At 39.9% G+C, this 19,083-nt stretch carries 16 protein-coding genes; 13 read left to right on the forward strand and 3 right to left on the reverse strand.

Annotated features, from left to right (window positions below):
• Window position 1 precedes the first annotated feature (1 nt).
• The 5 genes from D1013_RS12500 (at window position 2) to D1013_RS12520 (ending at window position 5,317) form a co-directional block, all read left to right on the forward strand.
• Entirely contained in the window at window positions 2-331 is a 330-nt protein-coding gene (locus D1013_RS12500) for a translation initiation factor (protein WP_121849149.1), read from the forward strand.
• A 120-nt stretch (window positions 332-451) separates the two neighbouring features.
• The gene (locus D1013_RS12505; protein ID WP_121849150.1) at window positions 452-1,384 is read left to right on the forward strand and encodes a DUF1835 domain-containing protein; all 933 of its coding nucleotides are present in this window, start codon (window positions 452-454) and stop codon (window positions 1,382-1,384) included.
• A 1-nt stretch (window position 1,385) separates the two neighbouring features.
• Window positions 1,386-2,255, forward strand: a complete 870-nt coding sequence (locus tag D1013_RS12510; protein WP_121849151.1) for a nucleoside phosphorylase — start codon at window positions 1,386-1,388, stop codon at window positions 2,253-2,255.
• Between the two features lie 56 nt (window positions 2,256-2,311).
• Window positions 2,312-4,336, forward strand: coding sequence for a polyphosphate kinase 1 (gene ppk1, locus D1013_RS12515; protein WP_121849152.1), 2,025 nt, complete (start codon window positions 2,312-2,314; stop codon window positions 4,334-4,336).
• A 126-nt stretch (window positions 4,337-4,462) separates the two neighbouring features.
• Entirely contained in the window at window positions 4,463-5,317 is an 855-nt protein-coding gene (locus D1013_RS12520) for a substrate-binding domain-containing protein (protein WP_121849153.1), read from the forward strand.
• A gap of 73 nt (window positions 5,318-5,390) precedes the next feature.
• Here D1013_RS12520 and ung read toward each other — a convergent pair whose 3' ends face one another.
• Together ung and D1013_RS12530 are read right to left on the reverse strand one after the other, a co-directional pair.
• Window positions 5,391-6,056: a uracil-DNA glycosylase gene (ung, locus tag D1013_RS12525; RefSeq protein WP_121849154.1), complete on the reverse strand. Its 666-nt coding sequence runs from the start codon at window positions 6,054-6,056 to the stop codon at window positions 5,391-5,393.
• Between the two features lie 335 nt (window positions 6,057-6,391).
• On the reverse strand, window positions 6,392-7,210 hold the full coding sequence (locus D1013_RS12530; protein WP_121849155.1) for a carboxypeptidase-like regulatory domain-containing protein: 819 nt from the start codon (window positions 7,208-7,210) through the stop codon (window positions 6,392-6,394).
• Window positions 7,211-7,732: 522 nt separating this feature from the next.
• On the opposite strand from D1013_RS12530, the gene D1013_RS12535 reads away from it, so the two are divergent.
• The 3 genes from D1013_RS12535 to D1013_RS12545 all read left to right on the forward strand — a co-directional run bounded on the left by D1013_RS12535 (window position 7,733) and on the right by D1013_RS12545 (window position 11,505).
• Window positions 7,733-8,305 (forward strand): hypothetical protein, encoded by a 573-nt coding sequence (locus tag D1013_RS12535; RefSeq protein ID WP_121849156.1) that lies wholly within the window; start codon window positions 7,733-7,735, stop codon window positions 8,303-8,305.
• 152 nt (window positions 8,306-8,457) lie between these two features.
• Window positions 8,458-9,024 carry a hypothetical protein gene (locus D1013_RS12540; RefSeq protein ID WP_162987898.1) on the forward strand — a complete coding sequence of 189 codons (567 nt, stop codon included), beginning with the start codon at window positions 8,458-8,460 and terminating at the stop codon, window positions 9,022-9,024.
• 309 nt (window positions 9,025-9,333) lie between these two features.
• Window positions 9,334-11,505 (forward strand): endonuclease MutS2, encoded by a 2,172-nt coding sequence (locus tag D1013_RS12545; RefSeq protein WP_121849158.1) that lies wholly within the window; start codon window positions 9,334-9,336, stop codon window positions 11,503-11,505.
• A gap of 222 nt (window positions 11,506-11,727) precedes the next feature.
• Here the strand turns inward: D1013_RS12545 and D1013_RS12550 are convergent, their stop codons facing one another.
• On the reverse strand, window positions 11,728-13,293 hold the full coding sequence (locus D1013_RS12550) for a thiol-activated cytolysin family protein (protein WP_121849159.1): 1,566 nt from the start codon (window positions 13,291-13,293) through the stop codon (window positions 11,728-11,730).
• A gap of 304 nt (window positions 13,294-13,597) precedes the next feature.
• Between D1013_RS12550 and D1013_RS12555 the strand changes: the two genes are divergently transcribed.
• The 5 genes from D1013_RS12555 (at window position 13,598) to D1013_RS12575 (ending at window position 19,082) form a co-directional block, all read left to right on the forward strand.
• On the forward strand, window positions 13,598-15,499 hold the full coding sequence (locus D1013_RS12555) for a tetratricopeptide repeat protein (RefSeq protein WP_162987899.1): 1,902 nt from the start codon (window positions 13,598-13,600) through the stop codon (window positions 15,497-15,499).
• Window positions 15,500-15,690: 191 nt separating this feature from the next.
• Window positions 15,691-16,572 (forward strand): helix-turn-helix domain-containing protein, encoded by an 882-nt coding sequence (locus D1013_RS12560; protein ID WP_225621461.1) that lies wholly within the window; start codon window positions 15,691-15,693, stop codon window positions 16,570-16,572.
• Between the two features lie 159 nt (window positions 16,573-16,731).
• Window positions 16,732-17,628 carry an alpha/beta hydrolase gene (locus D1013_RS12565; protein ID WP_205601246.1) on the forward strand — a complete coding sequence of 299 codons (897 nt, stop codon included), beginning with the start codon at window positions 16,732-16,734 and terminating at the stop codon, window positions 17,626-17,628.
• Between the two features lie 175 nt (window positions 17,629-17,803).
• The gene (locus tag D1013_RS12570; protein WP_121849161.1) at window positions 17,804-18,208 is read left to right on the forward strand and encodes a thiol-disulfide oxidoreductase DCC family protein; all 405 of its coding nucleotides are present in this window, start codon (window positions 17,804-17,806) and stop codon (window positions 18,206-18,208) included.
• A gap of 88 nt (window positions 18,209-18,296) precedes the next feature.
• Window positions 18,297-19,082: a DUF1206 domain-containing protein gene (locus D1013_RS12575; RefSeq protein ID WP_121849162.1), complete on the forward strand. Its 786-nt coding sequence runs from the start codon at window positions 18,297-18,299 to the stop codon at window positions 19,080-19,082.
• Window position 19,083 lies beyond the last annotated feature (1 nt).

The following is a 19,083-nucleotide window of genomic DNA, read 5'->3' on the forward strand; positions in this document are numbered from 1 at the left end:
TATGGATTTAAAAGATCAGCTTAAAAACCTTTTTCCGGATCACGAACCGCCAAAAGAAGAACCGACAGCACAGGAGAAAAGCGATGTTTGGCTTCAAGACAATCCTATTATCTGTAAATACGAAAAGAGGAAGGGAAAACCCATTACCATATTAGAGGGTTACAACGGTGCCGATAGCGATTTTAAGAAATTAGCGAAAGAGATCAAGACCAAACTGAGCGTAGGCGGTAGTTTCAAGAACGAACAGATTATTATTCAGGGAGATTATCGTGAAAAAATAATGGAAATTCTAAAAGAAAAAGGCTTTTCGGTGAAACGTGTAGGAGGTTAATTACTTCAGCAAAAAGGACCGACCTTTTTTGTCATCACTTAGTGATTTCTGTTAATTATTTTTTGTTTTTTTTGATTAAATAGTACTTTTAATCGTCAAACCCTAATCCACCCAAAATAAATGAGTTCCCTTTTGCACATCACCAATGGAGATAGCTTTACGGAGAAACTAAAATCACTTAAGCTCAAAGGCGACATTATTACATGGCGCGAGATGTTATGCGAGGGCAAAACCCTCACCACAGTGGGCAGTGAATCTTTCTGGAAAACACGCTTTGAATTTCTCAATAAAAATTACAAGGTCTCGAAATCATGGTTTATTGAAAAGACCTTAAAAGAATACCGTTCTCTTTGCAACCACAAACAACAAGATGAGATCGTACTCTGGTTCGAGTACGATCTTTTTTGTCAAATAAACATGATTGCCGTTCTGAGCTGGTTAAAGGCGAATCGAAAATACGCGCAAATTTCATTGGTATGTAGTGGCAAAGAAGACGAGAGCGGTAAACTATATTCTTTGAGTGAACTGAGCGACGAGCAATTGCTTCATCTCTACAAGAACAAAACGGAGCTTACGCAAGATGATATCGAATACGCCGATTATGTTTGGCAACTTTACTGTAGTGACAACCCGATCCGTTTAGAGAATCTTTCCGATTTTTCGGAATTTCAATTTGAGTACCTGCCTGATGCACTTCATACGCACCTGCAACGCTTCCCTAGCATTAAAAACGGGTTGAACTCTATGGAGAATAACATTCTTCAAATTGCTTTGGACAAAAAGCCTGCCTCAAGAAAGGTCTTTTTGGCCGAGATACTTCAAAACCAAGGTTTCCTAGGTTTTGGCGATTCTCAATATGAGCGTGCCATTACCAGATTAAAACCATTGTTCTCAGGTTTTAACCCAGTTCGTTTGACCAAAAAAGGAAAGGAAATCTTAGAAAAACGCACCAGTTATTATTCTTGCATTCAAGACAATGATGTTTATTTAGGTGGTGCTTTGAAATACAATTTTCTTTTTAATACCGATTCTGGTAGGATCTTAAAACTATAGTATGAAATTAAGCCCTTCGGAGCTTATTCTCAATGCCGACCAGAGCATTTACCATCTTAATCTTTTACCTCAAGACATTGCGCCTACGGTAATCACGGTAGGCGACCCAGATCGTGTTGCCGATGTTTCAAAGCATTTTGATACCATCGAACTTCAAAAAGGTAAAAGGGAGTTTCACACCCATACAGGTACTCTTAATGGTCAGCGGTTAAGCGTCATCTCGACCGGTATTGGCACCGATAATATTGACATTGTTCTTAACGAACTGGATGCCTTGGTCAATATCGATTTTAACAATAGAACTGTAAAGGACCAAAAGACCAGTTTGAACATTGTACGAATTGGTACCTCAGGCGCCATTCAACCTGATATACCTATTGACTCGTTTTTGATCAGTGAGTATGCTATAGGTTTTGATGGGTTATTGCACTTTTACGACAGCGTCGATGTTCAGGTTCCGGAAATTACGGAGGCCTTTGTTGAGCATACGGAATGGCCCAAAAGAAAATCGACACCTTATGCGGTAACCTACGACGAGAGCTTGGCCTCTCAATTGAAATCAAATCGTATACGATTAGGCGTTACTGTTACCAATATTGGGTTTTACGGTCCTCAGGGTCGTTCCCTTCGTTTGGTACCCGACGACTTGAAATTAAAAGACCGCTTACAATCATTTCAATACAATGATTTACGAATCACCAACTTGGAAATGGAGACCTCGGGTATCTACGGGCTCTCAAAATTGTTGGGTCATAGAGCAGTTTCGATGAACTGTATCTTGGCCAATAGGGCAACCGGTGAATTCAGCAAAAAACCAGGCGAAAGTGTTGATGAACTCATCCGGTATACCTTGGACAGACTTTGCCCCTAACTCCTTAACCATTACTTTAACTACCGACCAAGCAGATTGGTTATTTTTACTATTCTATGAAGGAACGATTATACAGGCACCGCGACCTAAGCTGGTTGAATTTCAATGGGCGCGTTTTACAGGAAGCCAAGGACAATAGAAACCCTCTTTATGAGCGGATCAAGTTTTTGGCCATATTTTCCTCCAATCTAGATGAGTTCTTTCGAGTGAGGGTCTCTAAGTTGAGACAGATTAAAAATGTGGAGAAATCCATTCGAAAGAAATTAAAATTACGCCCCACCAAGACTCTTAAAGAAATTATTCAGGTAGTAGAAGCGCAACAAGAGGCTTTTGGTCGCATTTTTAGCGAAGAAATTGTTCCCGAACTACGAACAAACGGTATAGACCTGATTGAAAAGCAAGATTTCACTGAAAAACAGAGTGCCGAAATCCGAACCCTTTTCGAAAAAGAGGTTAAGAAGCATGTTGAAGTTGTCTCCGTTGTAGATGGAGAAACGCCATTCTTAAAAAACAACGCTCTTTACTTTTTTGTGCGATTTGCCAATGGCGACACTTGTTTTGTCTCTATCCCCTCTAATCAGCTGAACAGGTTTATAAACCTATCCCCAAACGAGGGTCATTATCCCGTTACTTTTTTGGATGATGTCATTGCTCAAGAAATTCCTTATTTATTCAAAGACAGGGTAGTACAATCTTTTTATGAAGTAAAGCTTTCACGAGACGCCGAGTTGTATTGGGAAGATAATTTTGATGGAGATATCGCCCAACAAATCGAGGAGTCATTAGCCCAGCGACACATCGGACAACCAACAAGACTGCTTTATGATTTTCGTATGCCCGAAGAAAATCGAGAGATGCTACGCACCTTATTAGGTCTTGGCAAAGTGGATATGTTTCCTGGGGGGAAATACCACAACTACAGCGATTTCATGTCTTTTCCTGACCCAACAGAAAATCCGAAGTTGCATTTTGAACCTCTTCCTCCACTGCCCCATCCTGAATTGAGTAAAGAAAAGTCTTTATTCGAGCAAATCAGTAAACGGGACCAAATCGTTCATTTTCCGTATCATCAATTTGACCCAGTGCTGAACTTTCTCGAGCAAGCGGCTACAGACCCATCGGTTACAAGCATTAAAATCTCACTGTATCGCATCGCCAAAGATTCCAAATTGGCACAAACCCTATTGCAGGCCTTGGAGAACGGTAAAAAAGTCATGGTCTTTGTAGAGCCCAAAGCCAGGTTCGATGAGGCGAATAATTTGGATTGGAGCCGAAAACTCAAAAAAAACGGAGCCGAAGTCTATCACAGCGATTTAGAAATAAAAGTACATAGTAAAATACTGCTTATAGAGCGAAAGGAAGAACAGCAATCGGTCAAATACGCCTACATAAGCACAGGCAACTTCAATCGAAAGACTTCTAAAATTTATGCGGACCATGGCCTATTCACGGCCAACGAAAAAATAGCAACGGAGTTACATCAGGTTTTCGAAGTGCTGGAGCGTAAACGCCTGGCCCCTGTCACAAAACATCTTCTGGTTTCCCCCTTTAGCACCAGAACCCAATTCATGCAACTGGTCGATACGGAAATCAAAAATGCCCGAACCGGCAAATCGGCATCCATCCGAATAAAAATGAACAGCCTGCAAGATCAGCGTATGATCGACAAACTTTATGAGGCTGCAGAAGCTGGAGTAAAGATCAGATTGCTTGTTCGCGGATTCTGTGGTGTCCACCTAGGGAATGAAGAAGCTGCCAAAAACATCGAAATCACAAGTATCGTCGACCGTTTTTTAGAGCATGGTCGTATCTATTGGTTCGAAAATAGTGGTGAGCCAAAAATGTACATAGGGTCTGCCGATTGGATGACCCGAAACCTTGATCGCAGAATTGAAGTGCTAACTCCCATATTCGATGAAGCCGTTTTCAATGAGTTGGAATATATTTTAACCTTACAGCTGACTGACAATGTCAAGGCGCGACTGGTCGATGAAACGGAAAGTAATACCTATGTCAAAAATGAGTCCGTACCAAACCGCTCACAGTATTCGATTTACGAATATTTACACAAAAAACCTTAAAAATACCGATATCATTGACGAAAATAATTAATCGTATATGATTTATTAGAAGTCTATTTATCCATTCATCTTTATTCTACTCCAAAGGCATTCGTATCTTTGATCAAAACACTAAAAATCGGCTTCATGAAAAAAGTGAAAATAGTTGGCGTTCCCGAGCATTTCAATTTGCCATGGCATATGGCCATTGAGGATGGCATTTTTGAGGACAAGGGTATTGATTTGGAATGGACCGACGTTCCGGAAGGCACCGGAAAAATGTGCCAACTATTACAGGAAGGTCAAACCGATTTGGCTATTATTCTAACAGAGGGTATTGTCAAGAGCATAACCGAAGGCAATTCTGCCAAGATTATTCAGGAATATATCGGTTCTCCATTACTTTGGGGCATACACGTAGGCGCTAAGAGCCATTTTAAAGCGATTTCAGAGCTCAAAACCGCAAAAGCGGCCATCAGTCGGTTTGGTAGTGGAAGTCACCTCATGGCATACGTAAATGCGCAAAACGAAGACTGGGAAACCTCTAATCTTCAATTTGAAGTCATTAACAACCTAGAAGGGGCGATCGAGGCCTTAACGACTGGCCAGGGCTATTACTTCATGTGGGAGCACTTTACCACCAAACCCTTAGTCGATAACGACACTTTTAAAAGGCTGGGCGATTGCCCTACCCCATGGCCTTGTTTCGCAGTAGCGGCCACCGACGCATTTTTAAAAGAAAATGAAGGCACCGCGCGACATATCTTGAAGGGAATTAATGACTACACGCAAGAATTCAAACAAATACCCAGTATCGACAGAACTCTTGCCAATCGATACGAACAAAAATTAGAGGATATTAAAGAATGGCTTTCTTTGACCCGTTGGAGCCAAAAGTCATTCGACCCTGTCGTTTTGAGCAAGGTGCAAGACACCTTACTTTCGCTAGAATTGATTCAAGAAAAGCTTCCAAAAGAAAAACTGCTGGTTGACTTGGGATGAAATAATATTAAACTGACAGTTTTAATAAATTAATCTAAGTCTCTTTTTATAAAATACTTACATTCAATAAGTATCACCAATTAATTGGATTTTTCCCTTCTTTCGTTAATATTTCGTTAGCCCGACTAAAATGTCTATTCCCGAACCAATAGCCCCGATTGGCACTAAGAGGAGAAGGATGGCCGGAAGTCAAAATATGATGCTTTGCCTTATCTATCAATGCAGCTTTTTTCTTGGCATATCCTCCCCAAAGTAAAAAAACCAAACCTTTCTTTTCTAGTGATAATTTTTGAATAACGGCATCGGTGAAGGTTTCCCACCCCCTATTTTGATGACTGCCCGCTTCGTGCGATCGAACGGTTAAAGTCGCATTAAGAAGCAATACGCCTTGTTCAGCCCAACGCTCTAAATTTCCGCTACGCGGATAGGGTTTACCGGTATCCGTTTCTATTTCCTTAAAAATATTGATGAGGGATGGTGGATGCGCTATACCGTCTTTCACCGAAAAACAGAGTCCGTTCGCCTGTCCCGGTCCGTGATAAGGATCTTGCCCAATAATAACCACCTTGGTCTCGTCAAAGGGGCAATGGTCGAAAGCGGCAAAGACATCCTTTCCTTTTGGGTAACAGGTATAAAGGGCATATTCGGTCTTTACAAATTGGCTCAGCGACTTAAAATAGGGCTTTTCAAACTCTTTTTTCAAATGGAACTTCCAGGTCTCCTCGATGGTTATGGGCATTTTCTTTTTTTCACTTTATAGGTTCACTTACGAGCATAAAATTAATCAAAATCGAGGATTTGATTTTTAGAATGTCGGGGCGACCCATAACTAAAACAGAGCGGGAAGTGTTGTAATATGTATCTTAGTTGATGTCGCGGTAGACCCTGAACTTATAAAGTGTTGTGTTTATCAATAAGTTGATTTTATAATTCTGGGAGTATTGGAATGATGATTGATGTAGGATTTAAGATCACGAGCAAAGATGCTCGCGCCAGCAGGGGGAATCGCAACTTTAATATTCTACCCGCTTTCGAGTTTTAAAGTATTCATCCATAATAAGTAATGGTTTTTTATTAAAACTGAAACTCGTAAACGTTGGAGCCATTTTTCCTTATGTGGCTTATGACTTCAAAATTCTTATCGATACCTCCAATGCTCTCGTAAAATTTTTCATGGACTACATAAACCCTTACATAAATTTTTTCGCCAGGTGTGAATCCTCCATTTTCCAAACTTTTACCAGTGCCGGACCATGTTGAAGACGGGGAATCTACGACATAACCGTTGTAGGGTGACGAAGATTCTTTGTTTCCCCCTTGATAAGAACCCGACCCTAATCGATAGTCGAATTTTTGAAAGGAAACATCGGGGGTTCTACTAAAATAATACTCCTTGCTGACTAGCAACCACTCATCATTTTTAAAATGCAAATGTATCGTTTCCCCAAATGAGGAATTTCCATATTCAAAGAAAACAATAGTTGGTTCAACAGTTGGGTATTCCAGTAGTTCTATTGTTGATAAAGTATCAATTTTTGTAGTGTTGTTAATTTGAATAGTATCATAAGTGCCATACCCCTCTTTTTCAGTAACCATCTTGTAGCTTCCTATCTCTAAATTTTCAAGCGAAAATGTTCCCTTTGCTGACAATGAAGTTTCCTGCACTAAATTATCCTCTTTGAATAGTTTAATAATTGTCCCATCATATTCTGTTGATTTGTTGTTGGACATGTCGAAGAGGATAACGTCTCCTACAATTACACCCGTCTCTATTTCAAATTCTATTTTTGGTTCTTCCGAATCAGATTCCATATCCGTATTTGGGTCCTTATCACATGTAATTAATAATAAACCAATAAGAATGGGGAAGTATTTTAGGCAAAATTTGTTCATAGATTACAATTAATAAAGACTTAAAAATAAAGTTAACGTTTAGAAATATCACGACTACTAAAATATTTAGAACTTAGTCCTGTGGGCAAATTTTTAGGTCAAAGGGGATATTTTTGATTGACAAACATCGATAGGAAATGCGAAAATGCAACCCATTACCAGCGGAAGATTTATTTACGTGTAATTATTTTCTATTTGAGAAAATTTATAAAAATGGATATATCTCAAAGTAAAACAGCATCATAAAGTTCTGAACTTGGGCATCCCCCACTAGCGCGAGCGTCACGCTCGTGCCCACAACAATAAAAAAAAGTAAATGATTATTAGAAAAAATGAAAAACAATAACAAGACTCACCGGTCAGGGATGGGGTCGTTGGACCAATGAAAGAAACTTCAGGGACTAATAGCGGACAAATTTATTATGGTAATCAACATCAATACGAGTTCATAGAGTATTTAGGCAGCAATACATGGGAAAAGTATTTCGACGTTGAAAACATTAAAACATATCAACTTAAATAATGGAGAAATTTAATTTTTTCTACGAAAATGATAGAGGAGAACTTAACCAAATTCATGTTGGTTATAACATGCCTATTTATCCAGTCTATGATATAGATTTCACCGAAAAAAGCTATAAAAACCTTATTCTAAGAGGTAAAATCAACTTGTTATGGAGACATAAAAATGATTGGATTAGAGTTTCATCTTCCGAGAATGTCACAGGTTATCCTTCGGTTGATCAACAAAAAATTGTTTCTATTTATCATGGCGTGAATTCTAAGTTTACTTCCCCAAATAACGCTGTGATATACAACCTAGATGGCAGCATTCATAGAGTTATTGAAGTCCCTGTCCTCTTGTCCGAGAACATGATAAGAAGGATAAAGTTAAATAAAGATTCCAACCCTCCGATTGAAAGTGCCGAATATGAAGGAGGGCTTCACTTCGGAGGCTTTGATTGGGGCAAAGATGATAACGGTAATCTAATCAATAGGATCGAAATCATATATGATCGAGATTGGATTGAATGGCGTGAAATAAATGCGGAAACAGGAGAAATAACAAAACTTTTGGGCAGCGGAAGACGGTAGGCAATAAAATGAAAGAAGCCAAATTCATAATAATTTCAATTTTGTATACGCTCATTGCTGCGGTGTTTACATTCAAATTCGGGCCCGATTTCATAAAAGAAATGAACGATGTGGGAAATGTGTATCAATTTGATCGTATAAACAGGATTGACATGGATTTTAGAAGCCCCTCAAATACCGGCTTGTTACAATTAGGAGACTCTACCATAACTGTTCCCATTCGTAGAGATTTTGACACTGCTTCTTTCAAACCAAGATATCTGGAGGTGGCCCTTCAATTTGATACTTTGAACATTCAATTGGTATATGATTGGGAAAAACACTCCGACAAACGGGAAAGGCTAGTTGACTTTCTCGAAAAGAAGCGAATTATAGACAAAATTCGTCCCTTGGCAGAACAACTCCCCATTACCTTCACCACACCAGTGGACACAGAGGTGAAAGTGGTCTTGGATGAAGCAAACGATTTTAGGAGTAGAGATAACTATCTCACGCTAGATAAAACCCACGTATATGGCACCAATAGCCGTCTAAGGTATTTTTTCGGAAAGGCGATGGCATATTTAATCACTATTTGTTCGGCCTTGGCCTTGATTCTGATTGTAGTCAATGGGTATTTACAATATATGGGCCACCATAAAAAAGGAAAAAACTATTATGCTCCCTCATGGGGAGAAGGAATCAAAACCTTGTTTGGAAAAAAGGAAGGAAAATTATGAAGATCATATAATAATCTCTCTCAATAGTAATAGGGTGCTGCTCGTGCCAGCCCAGGATAAGGGCATCATAAAACAGGGAGTTTGGAACGCAAAGCACGGGAACGTTCAAATTATCCGCTTGTGAGGAATTGAAACAAAGTTTCTTGAAGTTAGGAGAATTTAGCGACCAAGCACAGCGTAATTGAAAGCCCTACTTCACTCTTACCAAAGTCTAAAACACAACCAAAACCTCTAAGCCACCAGCCAATTGCTGAATGAGGACTTACTTTTCGGCATCAATCCCTACCTTTGCCCTCGATTTTTAAAACCATGGCGGGTATACATCCAAAAACATTACAAGATTTAGAATTTCCGACGGTGCTCAAACAAATAGCGGCCCGTTGCGGTACCGAGCTGGGAAAAGCCCAAGCTTTGGAGATTAGCCCCTTTACCGATGAAGAGGCTATTTTGTCTGAATTGGGTCAAACGGCCGAATATCTTTCTTCGCTCGTCAGTGAAAACCGAATACCATCACACAGTTTTGAAGGTATCGACAAAGAATTAAGACTTCTAAAAATAGAGAATACCGTTTTGGAAATCGAAGGTTTTAAAAAAATGACCAGCATATGCCGTACGGTTTCCGTTCTTAAAAAGTTTCTTAAAAAATTCGAGGAGTATTATCCACTACTTCACCAAAGTGCCGATACCATAGAGGAAAACAAGGAAATTCCCGCAGAAATAGACCTGGTTATCGACCGTTTTGGAGAGGTTCGCGATAATGCCTCAGAGAAATTGGCAAGTCTGCGCAGGCAGATTTTACAGGTCAGGGGTAAAATTGGCCAAAGTTTCTCATCGGCCTTGAGCATGTATAGCAGTTCTGATTACCTGGACGATATTAGGGAATCGGTGGTAGAAAACCGACGTGTTTTGGCGGTCAAGGCCATGTACCGCAGAAAGGTCAAAGGTACGGTGATGGGTACCTCAAAAACGGGAAGCATTGTTTATATCGAGCCTGAAGCCACTTTGAAATACAGCCGCGAATTAAATAATCTAGAGTTTGATGAGCAAGAAGAAGTACAGCGTATACTCAAAGAACTCACCAATAAAATTCGCCCCTATTCGCCCCTGCTACGCATCTACCAGTCGTATCTGGCTCATTTAGATGTTACTTCGGCAAAAGCCAAACATGCGGTTGACATAAACGCCTTGCTGCCCAATATCAATTCAGAGAGACGTCTTTACCTTCGAGATGCCTTTCACCCGTTGCTCTTTATGAGCAATAAATTCAAGAAAGAAAAGACCTTTCCGCAGACCATCGAATTGCACCCAGAAAATCGTATTATCGTCATCTCTGGTCCGAATGCCGGCGGAAAAAGTATTACCCTTAAAACAATCGGTCTACTTCAAGTAATGCTTCAATCAGGGCTTCTAATCCCCGTTCATGAAAGAAGTTCCGTTTCTTTTTTTGATACTATACTTACGGATATCGGTGATAACCAATCAATAGAGAACCACCTGAGTACCTATAGCTATCGTTTAAAGAATATGAACAACTTCTTAAGGCTCTGTAATGACAATACCCTCTTTTTGATTGACGAATTCGGTACTGGTAGTGATCCCGAACTTGGTGGGGCTTTGGCAGAGGCCTTTTTAGAAGTTTTCTACGAAAGGGAGTCTTACGGAGTAATTACTACCCATTATGCCAACCTTAAGGCATTGGCGAACGAGTTGCCCCATGCTACCAATGCCAATATGCTTTTCGACGGAAGAACTTTAGAACCTACCTTTCAATTGGTATTGGGGGAAGCCGGTAGTTCTTTCACATTCGAAGTAGCGCAAAAGAACGGCATACCCTATTCCTTAATTAACAAGGCCAAGAAGAAAATTGAGCGGGGTAAGGTTCGTTTTGATGCTACCATAGCCAAGTTACAGAAAGAACGCAGTAAAATGGCCCGTACGGGCTCAAGACTTCAGGAAGAGGAAACCAAGGCCAAAGAAGAAGCGGCTCGTTTAGAAAAGCTGAATGCCAAGATTAAAAGCAAACTGGAAAATTATCAGGAGCTTTATGACCATGACCAGCGCATGATTCAACTGGGCAATAAGGTCAATAAGGCGGCGGACAAATATTTTCACGATAAGAAAAAGAGGCCGTTGGTTTCTGAACTATTGCGAATCGTAGAAACCGAAAATAGCAAGCGCAAGAAAAAAACGGCCAAGGAGGCAAAGGCCGAAAGGGCGAAAAAAGCGCAAGTGGCTCAAGAAGTGCAAAAAGAGGTGAAGGTCATTCGAGAAAAGAAAAAGGTAGAGCAAAAGAAAGCGGTCATCAAAGAACAGAACAAGCCAAGACCTGTCTTTAAGGTAGGTGACCGGGTGCGAATGCAAGACGGAAAAGCGGTAGGTACCATCGATTCTTTGGAGAAGGGAAAAGCTATTGTCAACTACGGAATGTTCACCACCAATGTTAGCGTAGACCAGTTGGAAATGGTTCAAAAAATGAAATAACTCTTCAAAATACGGCTTTGACAATCGTATACGATAATAGCGCTATTAGCCATTCATAAGTAGTTTTTTTACCTTAATACTCAGCAAAAACTTTTTGATTGATGGAATAAGGGTGGACCTGAAAAATGGACCGACACCAAGTTGTTGAATCGCAACTTATAGTGCCGGCCATCAAAATTACACGAACATACACTTACCTGGTTTCTTTAGAAAAGTGGTTGATCAATCCTCTTTTACTGAAATCGTCTTGCAGAAGCCCAAGAAATCTTTTTCGGAACAGTAGACCTTAAAATCCCTCTCTTTGGAAAGGTAACCAAGGTGAAATTCACCCATACGGTCCCATTGCAGTAGGGCATTTTGCAGGTCGAATTGAACATAAACATCATGCGCACCGTTTGGCGGACTTTTGGCGACCCTTTTATCATTGTTTACGGCATAGTACCCTGTTTGTGTCACGTCATTGGTTCCTGCCTTTTTATAAATGAATCGGAACCTGGTATCGTAGTTCGAGTCATTGACAACAACAATGTTCTCATGGTCATACTCAAAAGTTCCGCAGGTTTCAATATTATAATCGGTTTGGTAGCCCATTTTTGCGATGGTGTTATCCTTTAAATATTTTACGGTGTAACCGATGGGCGCACCAGGGTTTTCCCTATTGTATTCGGCACCTTCCTCAATCACGTAATAGAGTCCGCCCTCCCCTTCTTCCAGATTGTTTCCTGTAATGACCTTGGTGGCTACTTTGGCGTTTCCTCCAATGGCGACTACGTTGAAGGTAGATTCACGGATTACTTTCTCATAATTGGCATTGACCTCTCCATTAATGGTTTTCGCTTTGGTGGCATAATCCAAAACAGCTTCTAAATTGACCTCGGTGGTTGTGTCTGTGGTCTCCATACGGATCATGATGATCCTACCATATTGAACGGAACTGACATAAGCTGGCGGATTATCTTCGGAAACCAATGATTTCAGTCCTTCGGCGGTCACCTTACTCCCAAATACCGAAGCTGGGCTATCGGGCGTTTCCATCACCACATCATAGTATACTTGTCGATATAAAGAGGCGGCCACTCTTTTCTCCGTTTCCTTCGAATAATCAAATTGTGATTCGAAAGACGACCCCGTGGCCCATTCGGCGCCAACCTTTAGCGAAAGGCTCATTTGCTCCCGAGAGTAGACGGTGGTTTTTTCAAAATAGGTATCGGCATCTATAGAATACCCTTGCGTGGCTATATTCGAATTCCAATATTCCAAAGCATCATCGATTGCAGCTTGGGTATTTTGATAAGTAGGTTCGTTGATGGTCAGGTTTCCACCATCTCCAATACCCGGTAGTTCAACCCTCAATTTCACAGGGGCCTTTTCTACTTGTAGAGGCTGGGGCGCCCCTTCGAGCAAAACCCGATTACCCAGAACCAGTGCGCCCGGATAAATGACTCCCAAAGTGGGATCGAACATGACCACATTTTCAAAATTCGATTTGATATCGTGGTACACCGTTTTACATTCTGTAATATAGCCCCTGTTGGTGTTCTTTTGAGGATTTCCTTCATTAGAAGTAATGCCAGTGGTCGATTGCACATTTAAAAGGTCGGTCGGCTCATAATTCAGGTCTTTTATAAAAGCATTGATGTTTGAAGCTTCTTCATCGGTCAACTGCTCTTTGGGCTCTTCACCTTGAGGTTCTTCATTTGAGGTAGTGTCGTCTTTACTACACCCCATTAGAAATAATAGCACGAATGGCAGACATAAATGTTTTAAATGGATTGGTCTTGTTTTCATTGTATCAGGTTTTAGGATTCAACAAGCCTAAACTACCTCATAATCAATGCGAAACATAAAAACGGACATGGACAAAGCATGGACAGACGCTCAAAAATGTTATAAAACAATCTCGAACTTTCACTTACTTATCTTTAAATAAAAAAATTTAAGTATTTGATTTTCAACATATTAAAAATAAATATCTGAGAATTTATCTTTTAAAAAATATAGACCGAGCATAGACAAGTGCATTTCGACTATGGACATGCCCTTTTTACAAGAGTCATTTCTCCTTATCTTTCAAATGCTTAAACCAACCGATATGAAACTGATTATCAATCTCTTCCTTATTTTATGCCTTTGCTGTTCAACTGGCTTTTCACAAAATAGGCAACAAGAGTTGGATAGCCTGATCCAACGTGCCAAAGACCTACCGGATAATATTGAAAAGGCACAGGTACTATCACGAATTCACGAACGCATGATGTTTATGGATAATGAACGCGCCTTGCTTTTTGCGCGTGAGGCATTCGATTTGGCTCAGAAAATTAACTATGAGAAAGGGGTCGCCAACGGATACCTACAGTTTGGTAATTACTATTACAATCAGTCTAAAAATGACTCCGCGTCTTTCTTTCATCATAAGGCGCTAAATGCTTTCAAAGGAATGAAGTCTATCAGGGGTCAGATTTTTGCCTTACATTCCCTTGCGACCATTCAACGTGAATCAGGAGATTTCGATAAAGCTATAGAGACAACCCGTTCCATTCTTGACATGTATACGGAAGAAAATAGAAATAATTCCGATTTGGGTAATTTCGATTTGAGAGGTTCTGAATACGAGGTCTTGGGCGGAATATATTTTGAAAAAGGAAACTACCTCATTGCCCTGGAAAATACTCTAAAAGCTCTAAGGTTTTTTGAAGAAAAAGGAGACGAAGTTAGAACGGCCGACGCCTTAAAACAGTTAGCAGATATTGAATTTCAGCAGGAAAATTATACTACAAGCCTCACCTATGCCACCAAAGCAATTGACATATATAAAGAAAACGATGATAAAATATACTCGAGTTATGCACTAAACACAGCCGGTCTGGCTGCTGAAAAACTTGGTGATAACGATAAGGCGAAAAACTTCGTAGAAGAATCTCTAGAACTTGCCAGGGAAATGAACGTACAGAGCATGATGGCGAACTCTTTAAAGGATTTGGGCAGGTTAGTCTATAAAGAAGGAGATTTTGAAATGGCCCAATCCCTTTTGGTAGAATCTATTGAAATTGCTAAAAAGGAAGATATTAAACTCGATTTAACTGCAGCTCTTCATGAAATGGCCAACTTAAAGTTGGCCCAAAAAGAATATCAAAGTGCATTGATAGACATTAACGAGGTAATCGCCATATCAGATGAAATTAAGGCTTTACCCACCCTTCGGGATGCTTTAAAAACGAAAGCCGAAATTCAAAGCCTTTTGGGTGACACTAGCAGTGCTTATGCCAATTTCAACCGCTATGCCACTATTAATGACAGCCTCTACTCCAACCGAAAGGCACAACAAATCGCAGAACTCAAAACCATTTACGAAACCGAAAAGAAAGAGGCGGCTTTGGCACTTCAAGAAGAAGAAATAGCCGTTCTCAATGAAAAGGCGAAAGTGGACAAACTGACGAAAAGCCTATATGCTGGTGGAATGGTCGCTTTTATTGTCATTTCCGGATTGTTGTATTTCGGGTTCCGGCAGCGGATCAAAAGAAATAAGATTGCCCGTGAAAAACAGGAAGCCATCTACCAACAAGAAATTGAACACAAACAAAAAGAACTGGCCAGCCAGACCCTGCATTTAGTGCAAAAGAACACCTTTATTCAAGAGTTGATGGAGAACTTGGAGAACGTAAAAAACTCACCGGACAAGTTTAAGACCGAATTCAGGCGAATGGTCATGTTGCTAAAAAAGGAGAATGCTTCCGATAAAGACTGGGAAGTCTTTAAAACCTATTTCTCTGAAGTTCACAATGATTTTGATCAAAAGCTGAAGACCATTTATGCCGACATCAGTGAAAAAGAAATTCGATTGGCAGCCTTTTTACGCATGAACCTCACCACCAAAGAAATTGCCGCTACCCTCAATGTCTTGCCCGATAGTATTTTAAAGTCTAAATACCGATTAAAAAAGAAATTGGGACTAGGCAAAGAGCACGATTTAATGATTTTCCTCAATAATTTATGAATTACGAAAATATAGCGGAAAGTATTTTGGCCTTGTGAATTTTAGGAAAAAGCTTAACATTAGTCAATTCTACGTTTAAAGAACTGGATCAAATGCATAGTTTTATAAGATAGTACTAAGAATAAGTTGCCAATAGAAGTTTTTAAAAGCATTAACTTCACAAGAGGCAAGGGCCCCCAAAAATTTCCCATATGCAAATGAAAAAATTTACCGATTTTAAATCATTTAATAATTTCATTGGTGTTGATGAGCCAATCGATGAAGATATTGATGTTGGGCGCTATCCGGAAAACACCCTTCTAAAATCTGATGGGATTTATATTGATTTTTATCGAATTTCCTTTAAAACGAATTATATAAATCCCGACTCCCCAAACTTTGACCATACTGACCCAAAACCTATTACAGCAGTATTTTTCAATAGCCCTGGAAAACTTTATGAATGGGGGTTAGATGATTTATTTGAAGGTTTTTATCTACAATTATCAAAGAAGATAATTGAAGATAACCGTTACCTTTTTCAAAACTTTCTCGAATACGGCTACCATGAGGCCTTGTTTTTGAATGAGGAGGAAGAGAAGGAGATTGTTCTTCTTTACGAGAATTTGATGCAGAAGGCGAATAATAAAAATACAGGTCAAGATGTACTTTTGGCCTATGTGAATCTAATTCTGAATTTGGTAGAATCTTTCTATAAAAGACAGTTTTCTACAGAAGCAAAAAAGTACAACTATATAGTAAGCGAGTTTCAACAGCTTCTGAGAGACTACTATGACGGTAGAACCAAAGGCGTGCCCTCGGTACACTATTTTGCCGAGAAGATGAAACTGACACCTAATTATTTGGGTGATGTTTTAAAAACTTTCACCCATAAATCAGCAATTGAAACTATTCATGAACACATTACGCATGAAGCAAAAAAACTACTTCTCGAAAGCAAACTTACTAATTCGGAAATAGCATTTGAATTAGGTTTTGACTACCCCAACTATTTTGCCAAACTATTCAAAAAACAAACACAGCTTACCCCAAAACAGTATAGAATAAAGCAAAGAGCTCTTAACAACGGCTAGAATACCGCTTATCTGTAAAATGTTTCTTTTTTTTCAGTAAATCGTCCAGTAAGAAGTTCATATTGTTGGGTAATATTGATAAACGTATCATTATTAATATTAAAACTCTATATGATGTCACAACAAAAAATTTCTTACAAGAACACAAATAACGGGCTGATGATGTCCGCTTATCTAAATTTTCCTGATGATTTCGATGAAAATAAAAAACATCCTGCATTGGTAATAACGCATCCTGGAGGTGGTGTAAAAGAACAAACTGCGGGTATTTATGGGAGGAAGTTTTCAGAGCACGGTTTTATAACTATAGTCACAGATGCTTCTTATCAAGGTGAAAGTGGCGGAGAACCTCGTCAATTAGAGAATCCTTATGTAAGAACTGAAGATGTCAGTTCAGCAATTGATTACTTGAACACTTTAGATTATGTAGATAGTGATCGTATTGGTGCTTGGGGGATTTGTGCCGGCGGTGGCTATACGGTAAATGCTGCTATCAACGATAAAAGAATTAAAGCGGTTGGTACGGTCAGTGCTGTAAATATCGGTCATATGTTCAGCAAAGGATGGCTGGGTGACCAAGACATGAAAGATGCTATCAAGTGGCTTGAATTTGGAGCTACAGCGCGCTCACAAGAAGCAAAAGGTGATGATGTAGTTCAAATGCCAATGGCTCCAATGAAGAAAGAAGATACGCCATATACTGATTTAAAGGAAGCTTGGGAGTATTATCATACTGACAGAGCGCAATGTTCAACTGCTCCTGGCTATGGCACAGCCCGAAGCTTGACCCAATTGGTCACTTACGATGCATTTAATATGGCCGAAATCTATCTAACACAACCGTTATTTGTAGTTGCGGGAAGTGCGGCTGAATCTAAGTGGATGAGTGATGACCTGATGGAGCGTGCCGGATCGGATAATAAAGAAATGTATATTGTTGAGGGAGCGAATCATATGAAACTATATGACATTCCAGAATATTTGGACGAAGCCGTCGCTCAATTATCACCTTTCTTCAAAGAACACTTGGGAGTTTCTGAACCTATTGAGGCTTAAGACGAAATTAAGAAATGGGCCGAATAATCCCATCGGCCCATTTCTTTATTATTTCCATAAACTTATTCAATCACTTATCAGTTATTAAAATTCACTTTCCCTTTTAAGCAGTTACCTTTAATCACTATATCTTTGCATCGCAACCTTAATTTAAAAAAGGTCGCTTGATAGCAGCATGGAAAAAAACAAACAAATCATTCTTTTTGACGGGGTATGCAATCTTTGCAACAATGCCGTTCAGTTTGTCATCCAAAGGGATAAAAAAGATGTTTTTCGATATGCCGCCTTGCAAAGTGAAATTGGCCAGCAACTGACCAAAGAGCGTGGTATCGATACCTCAAAGGTAGATTCCATAATTCTCATTGACCCTGGTACGGCCTATTACACCAAATCGACCGCTGCCCTCGAAATTGGCAAACAGCTTTCAGGCTACAAGGGCATTTCATCGGTATTCGCTTGGATTCCCTCACCTATCCGCGATATCGTATATGATTTTATAGCGCGTAATAGATACAACTGGTACGGTAAAAAAGACCAATGTATGATTCCCACTCCTGAGCTAAAGGCCAAATTTTTATAGTCGATTTTCAAATCGCCTAAAAGTTGTTTTTATAGAGCCAACACCCTCTATTTCAATCAAATAATATTGTCATTCAAAACATAAAAAATTGGATGATAAAATAAAAAAGGCCGCATTTGCAGGTTTTATAGCCAAAGGTGCCGTATATGCGCTCTCCGGTTTATTGGCTCTTTTGTCCGCCTTCAATTTAGGCGGCTCAAAAGCAGGAAAGTTTCAGGTAATCGAGTTCTTAGAGCAACAACCCTTCGGAAAAATATTATTGGCCTTATTGGGGCTAGGTTTGATTTGTTATGCCTTTTGGCGGTTTATACAGAGTATTCGAGATCCTGAAGGCATTGGTTCTGATAAAAAGGGAATGGTGAAACGAGTTTCCTTTTTTATTAGTGGCGCCATTTACTTGGGCCTGGGCCTGTTCGCCATTTTTGAAATTTTTTACGAGCCGGCAAAAGGTTCGGGCGGTACGCTGGGCTTTTTGGGTAACCGAGTAAAAACCTATGCTTTTATCATCATCGGTTTTGCTCTGGCAGGAAAAGGCATTTACCAATTCATCAAGGCATATAAGGGTGACTTTCTAAAGAAGTTTCATATTAGTTCCCTTTCGGATGAGACCAAAAGAAAGCTCATCAAGAATACGGGATATGCTGGATTAATTGCCAGAGGTATTCTTACATCTATCGTAGCGTATTTTTTTCTGAAGGCAGGCCTTAGCTATTCCGGAGCAAGCTCGGAAGAAATGAAGGGTACCGGTGAGGCGTTCTCCTTTCTTCAAGAAACGACCTCAGGACCTTGGCTCATGGGAACCGTGGCGGCCGGACTCATCTGTTACGGAATTTATATGTTCACTCTGGCGCGTTACCGGCAGTTTGATGGTTAAA

This window comes from Euzebyella marina (assembly GCF_003687485.1).
GTDB classification, from domain to species: Bacteria; Bacteroidota; Bacteroidia; order Flavobacteriales; family Flavobacteriaceae; genus Euzebyella; species Euzebyella marina.

Coding starts and splice junctions, on each gene's coding strand:
- D1013_RS12500 (WP_121849149.1), top strand. CDS start 2: ATGGATTTAAAAGATCAGCTTAAAAACCTTTTTCCGGATCACGAACCG.
- D1013_RS12505 (WP_121849150.1), top strand. CDS start 452: ATGAGTTCCCTTTTGCACATCACCAATGGAGATAGCTTTACGGAGAAA.
- D1013_RS12510 (WP_121849151.1), top strand. CDS start 1,386: ATGAAATTAAGCCCTTCGGAGCTTATTCTCAATGCCGACCAGAGCATT.
- ppk1 (WP_121849152.1), top strand. CDS start 2,312: ATGAAGGAACGATTATACAGGCACCGCGACCTAAGCTGGTTGAATTTC.
- D1013_RS12520 (WP_121849153.1), top strand. CDS start 4,463: ATGAAAAAAGTGAAAATAGTTGGCGTTCCCGAGCATTTCAATTTGCCA.
- ung (WP_121849154.1), bottom strand. CDS start 6,056: ATGCCCATAACCATCGAGGAGACCTGGAAGTTCCATTTGAAAAAAGAG.
- D1013_RS12530 (WP_121849155.1), bottom strand. CDS start 7,210: ATGAACAAATTTTGCCTAAAATACTTCCCCATTCTTATTGGTTTATTA.
- D1013_RS12535 (WP_121849156.1), top strand. CDS start 7,733: ATGGAGAAATTTAATTTTTTCTACGAAAATGATAGAGGAGAACTTAAC.
- D1013_RS12540 (WP_162987898.1), top strand. CDS start 8,458: ATGGATTTTAGAAGCCCCTCAAATACCGGCTTGTTACAATTAGGAGAC.
- D1013_RS12545 (WP_121849158.1), top strand. CDS start 9,334: ATGGCGGGTATACATCCAAAAACATTACAAGATTTAGAATTTCCGACG.
- D1013_RS12550 (WP_121849159.1), bottom strand. CDS start 13,293: ATGAAAACAAGACCAATCCATTTAAAACATTTATGTCTGCCATTCGTG.
- D1013_RS12555 (WP_162987899.1), top strand. CDS start 13,598: ATGAAACTGATTATCAATCTCTTCCTTATTTTATGCCTTTGCTGTTCA.
- D1013_RS12560 (WP_225621461.1), top strand. CDS start 15,691: ATGCAAATGAAAAAATTTACCGATTTTAAATCATTTAATAATTTCATT.
- D1013_RS12565 (WP_205601246.1), top strand. CDS start 16,732: ATGATGTCCGCTTATCTAAATTTTCCTGATGATTTCGATGAAAATAAA.
- D1013_RS12570 (WP_121849161.1), top strand. CDS start 17,804: ATGGAAAAAAACAAACAAATCATTCTTTTTGACGGGGTATGCAATCTT.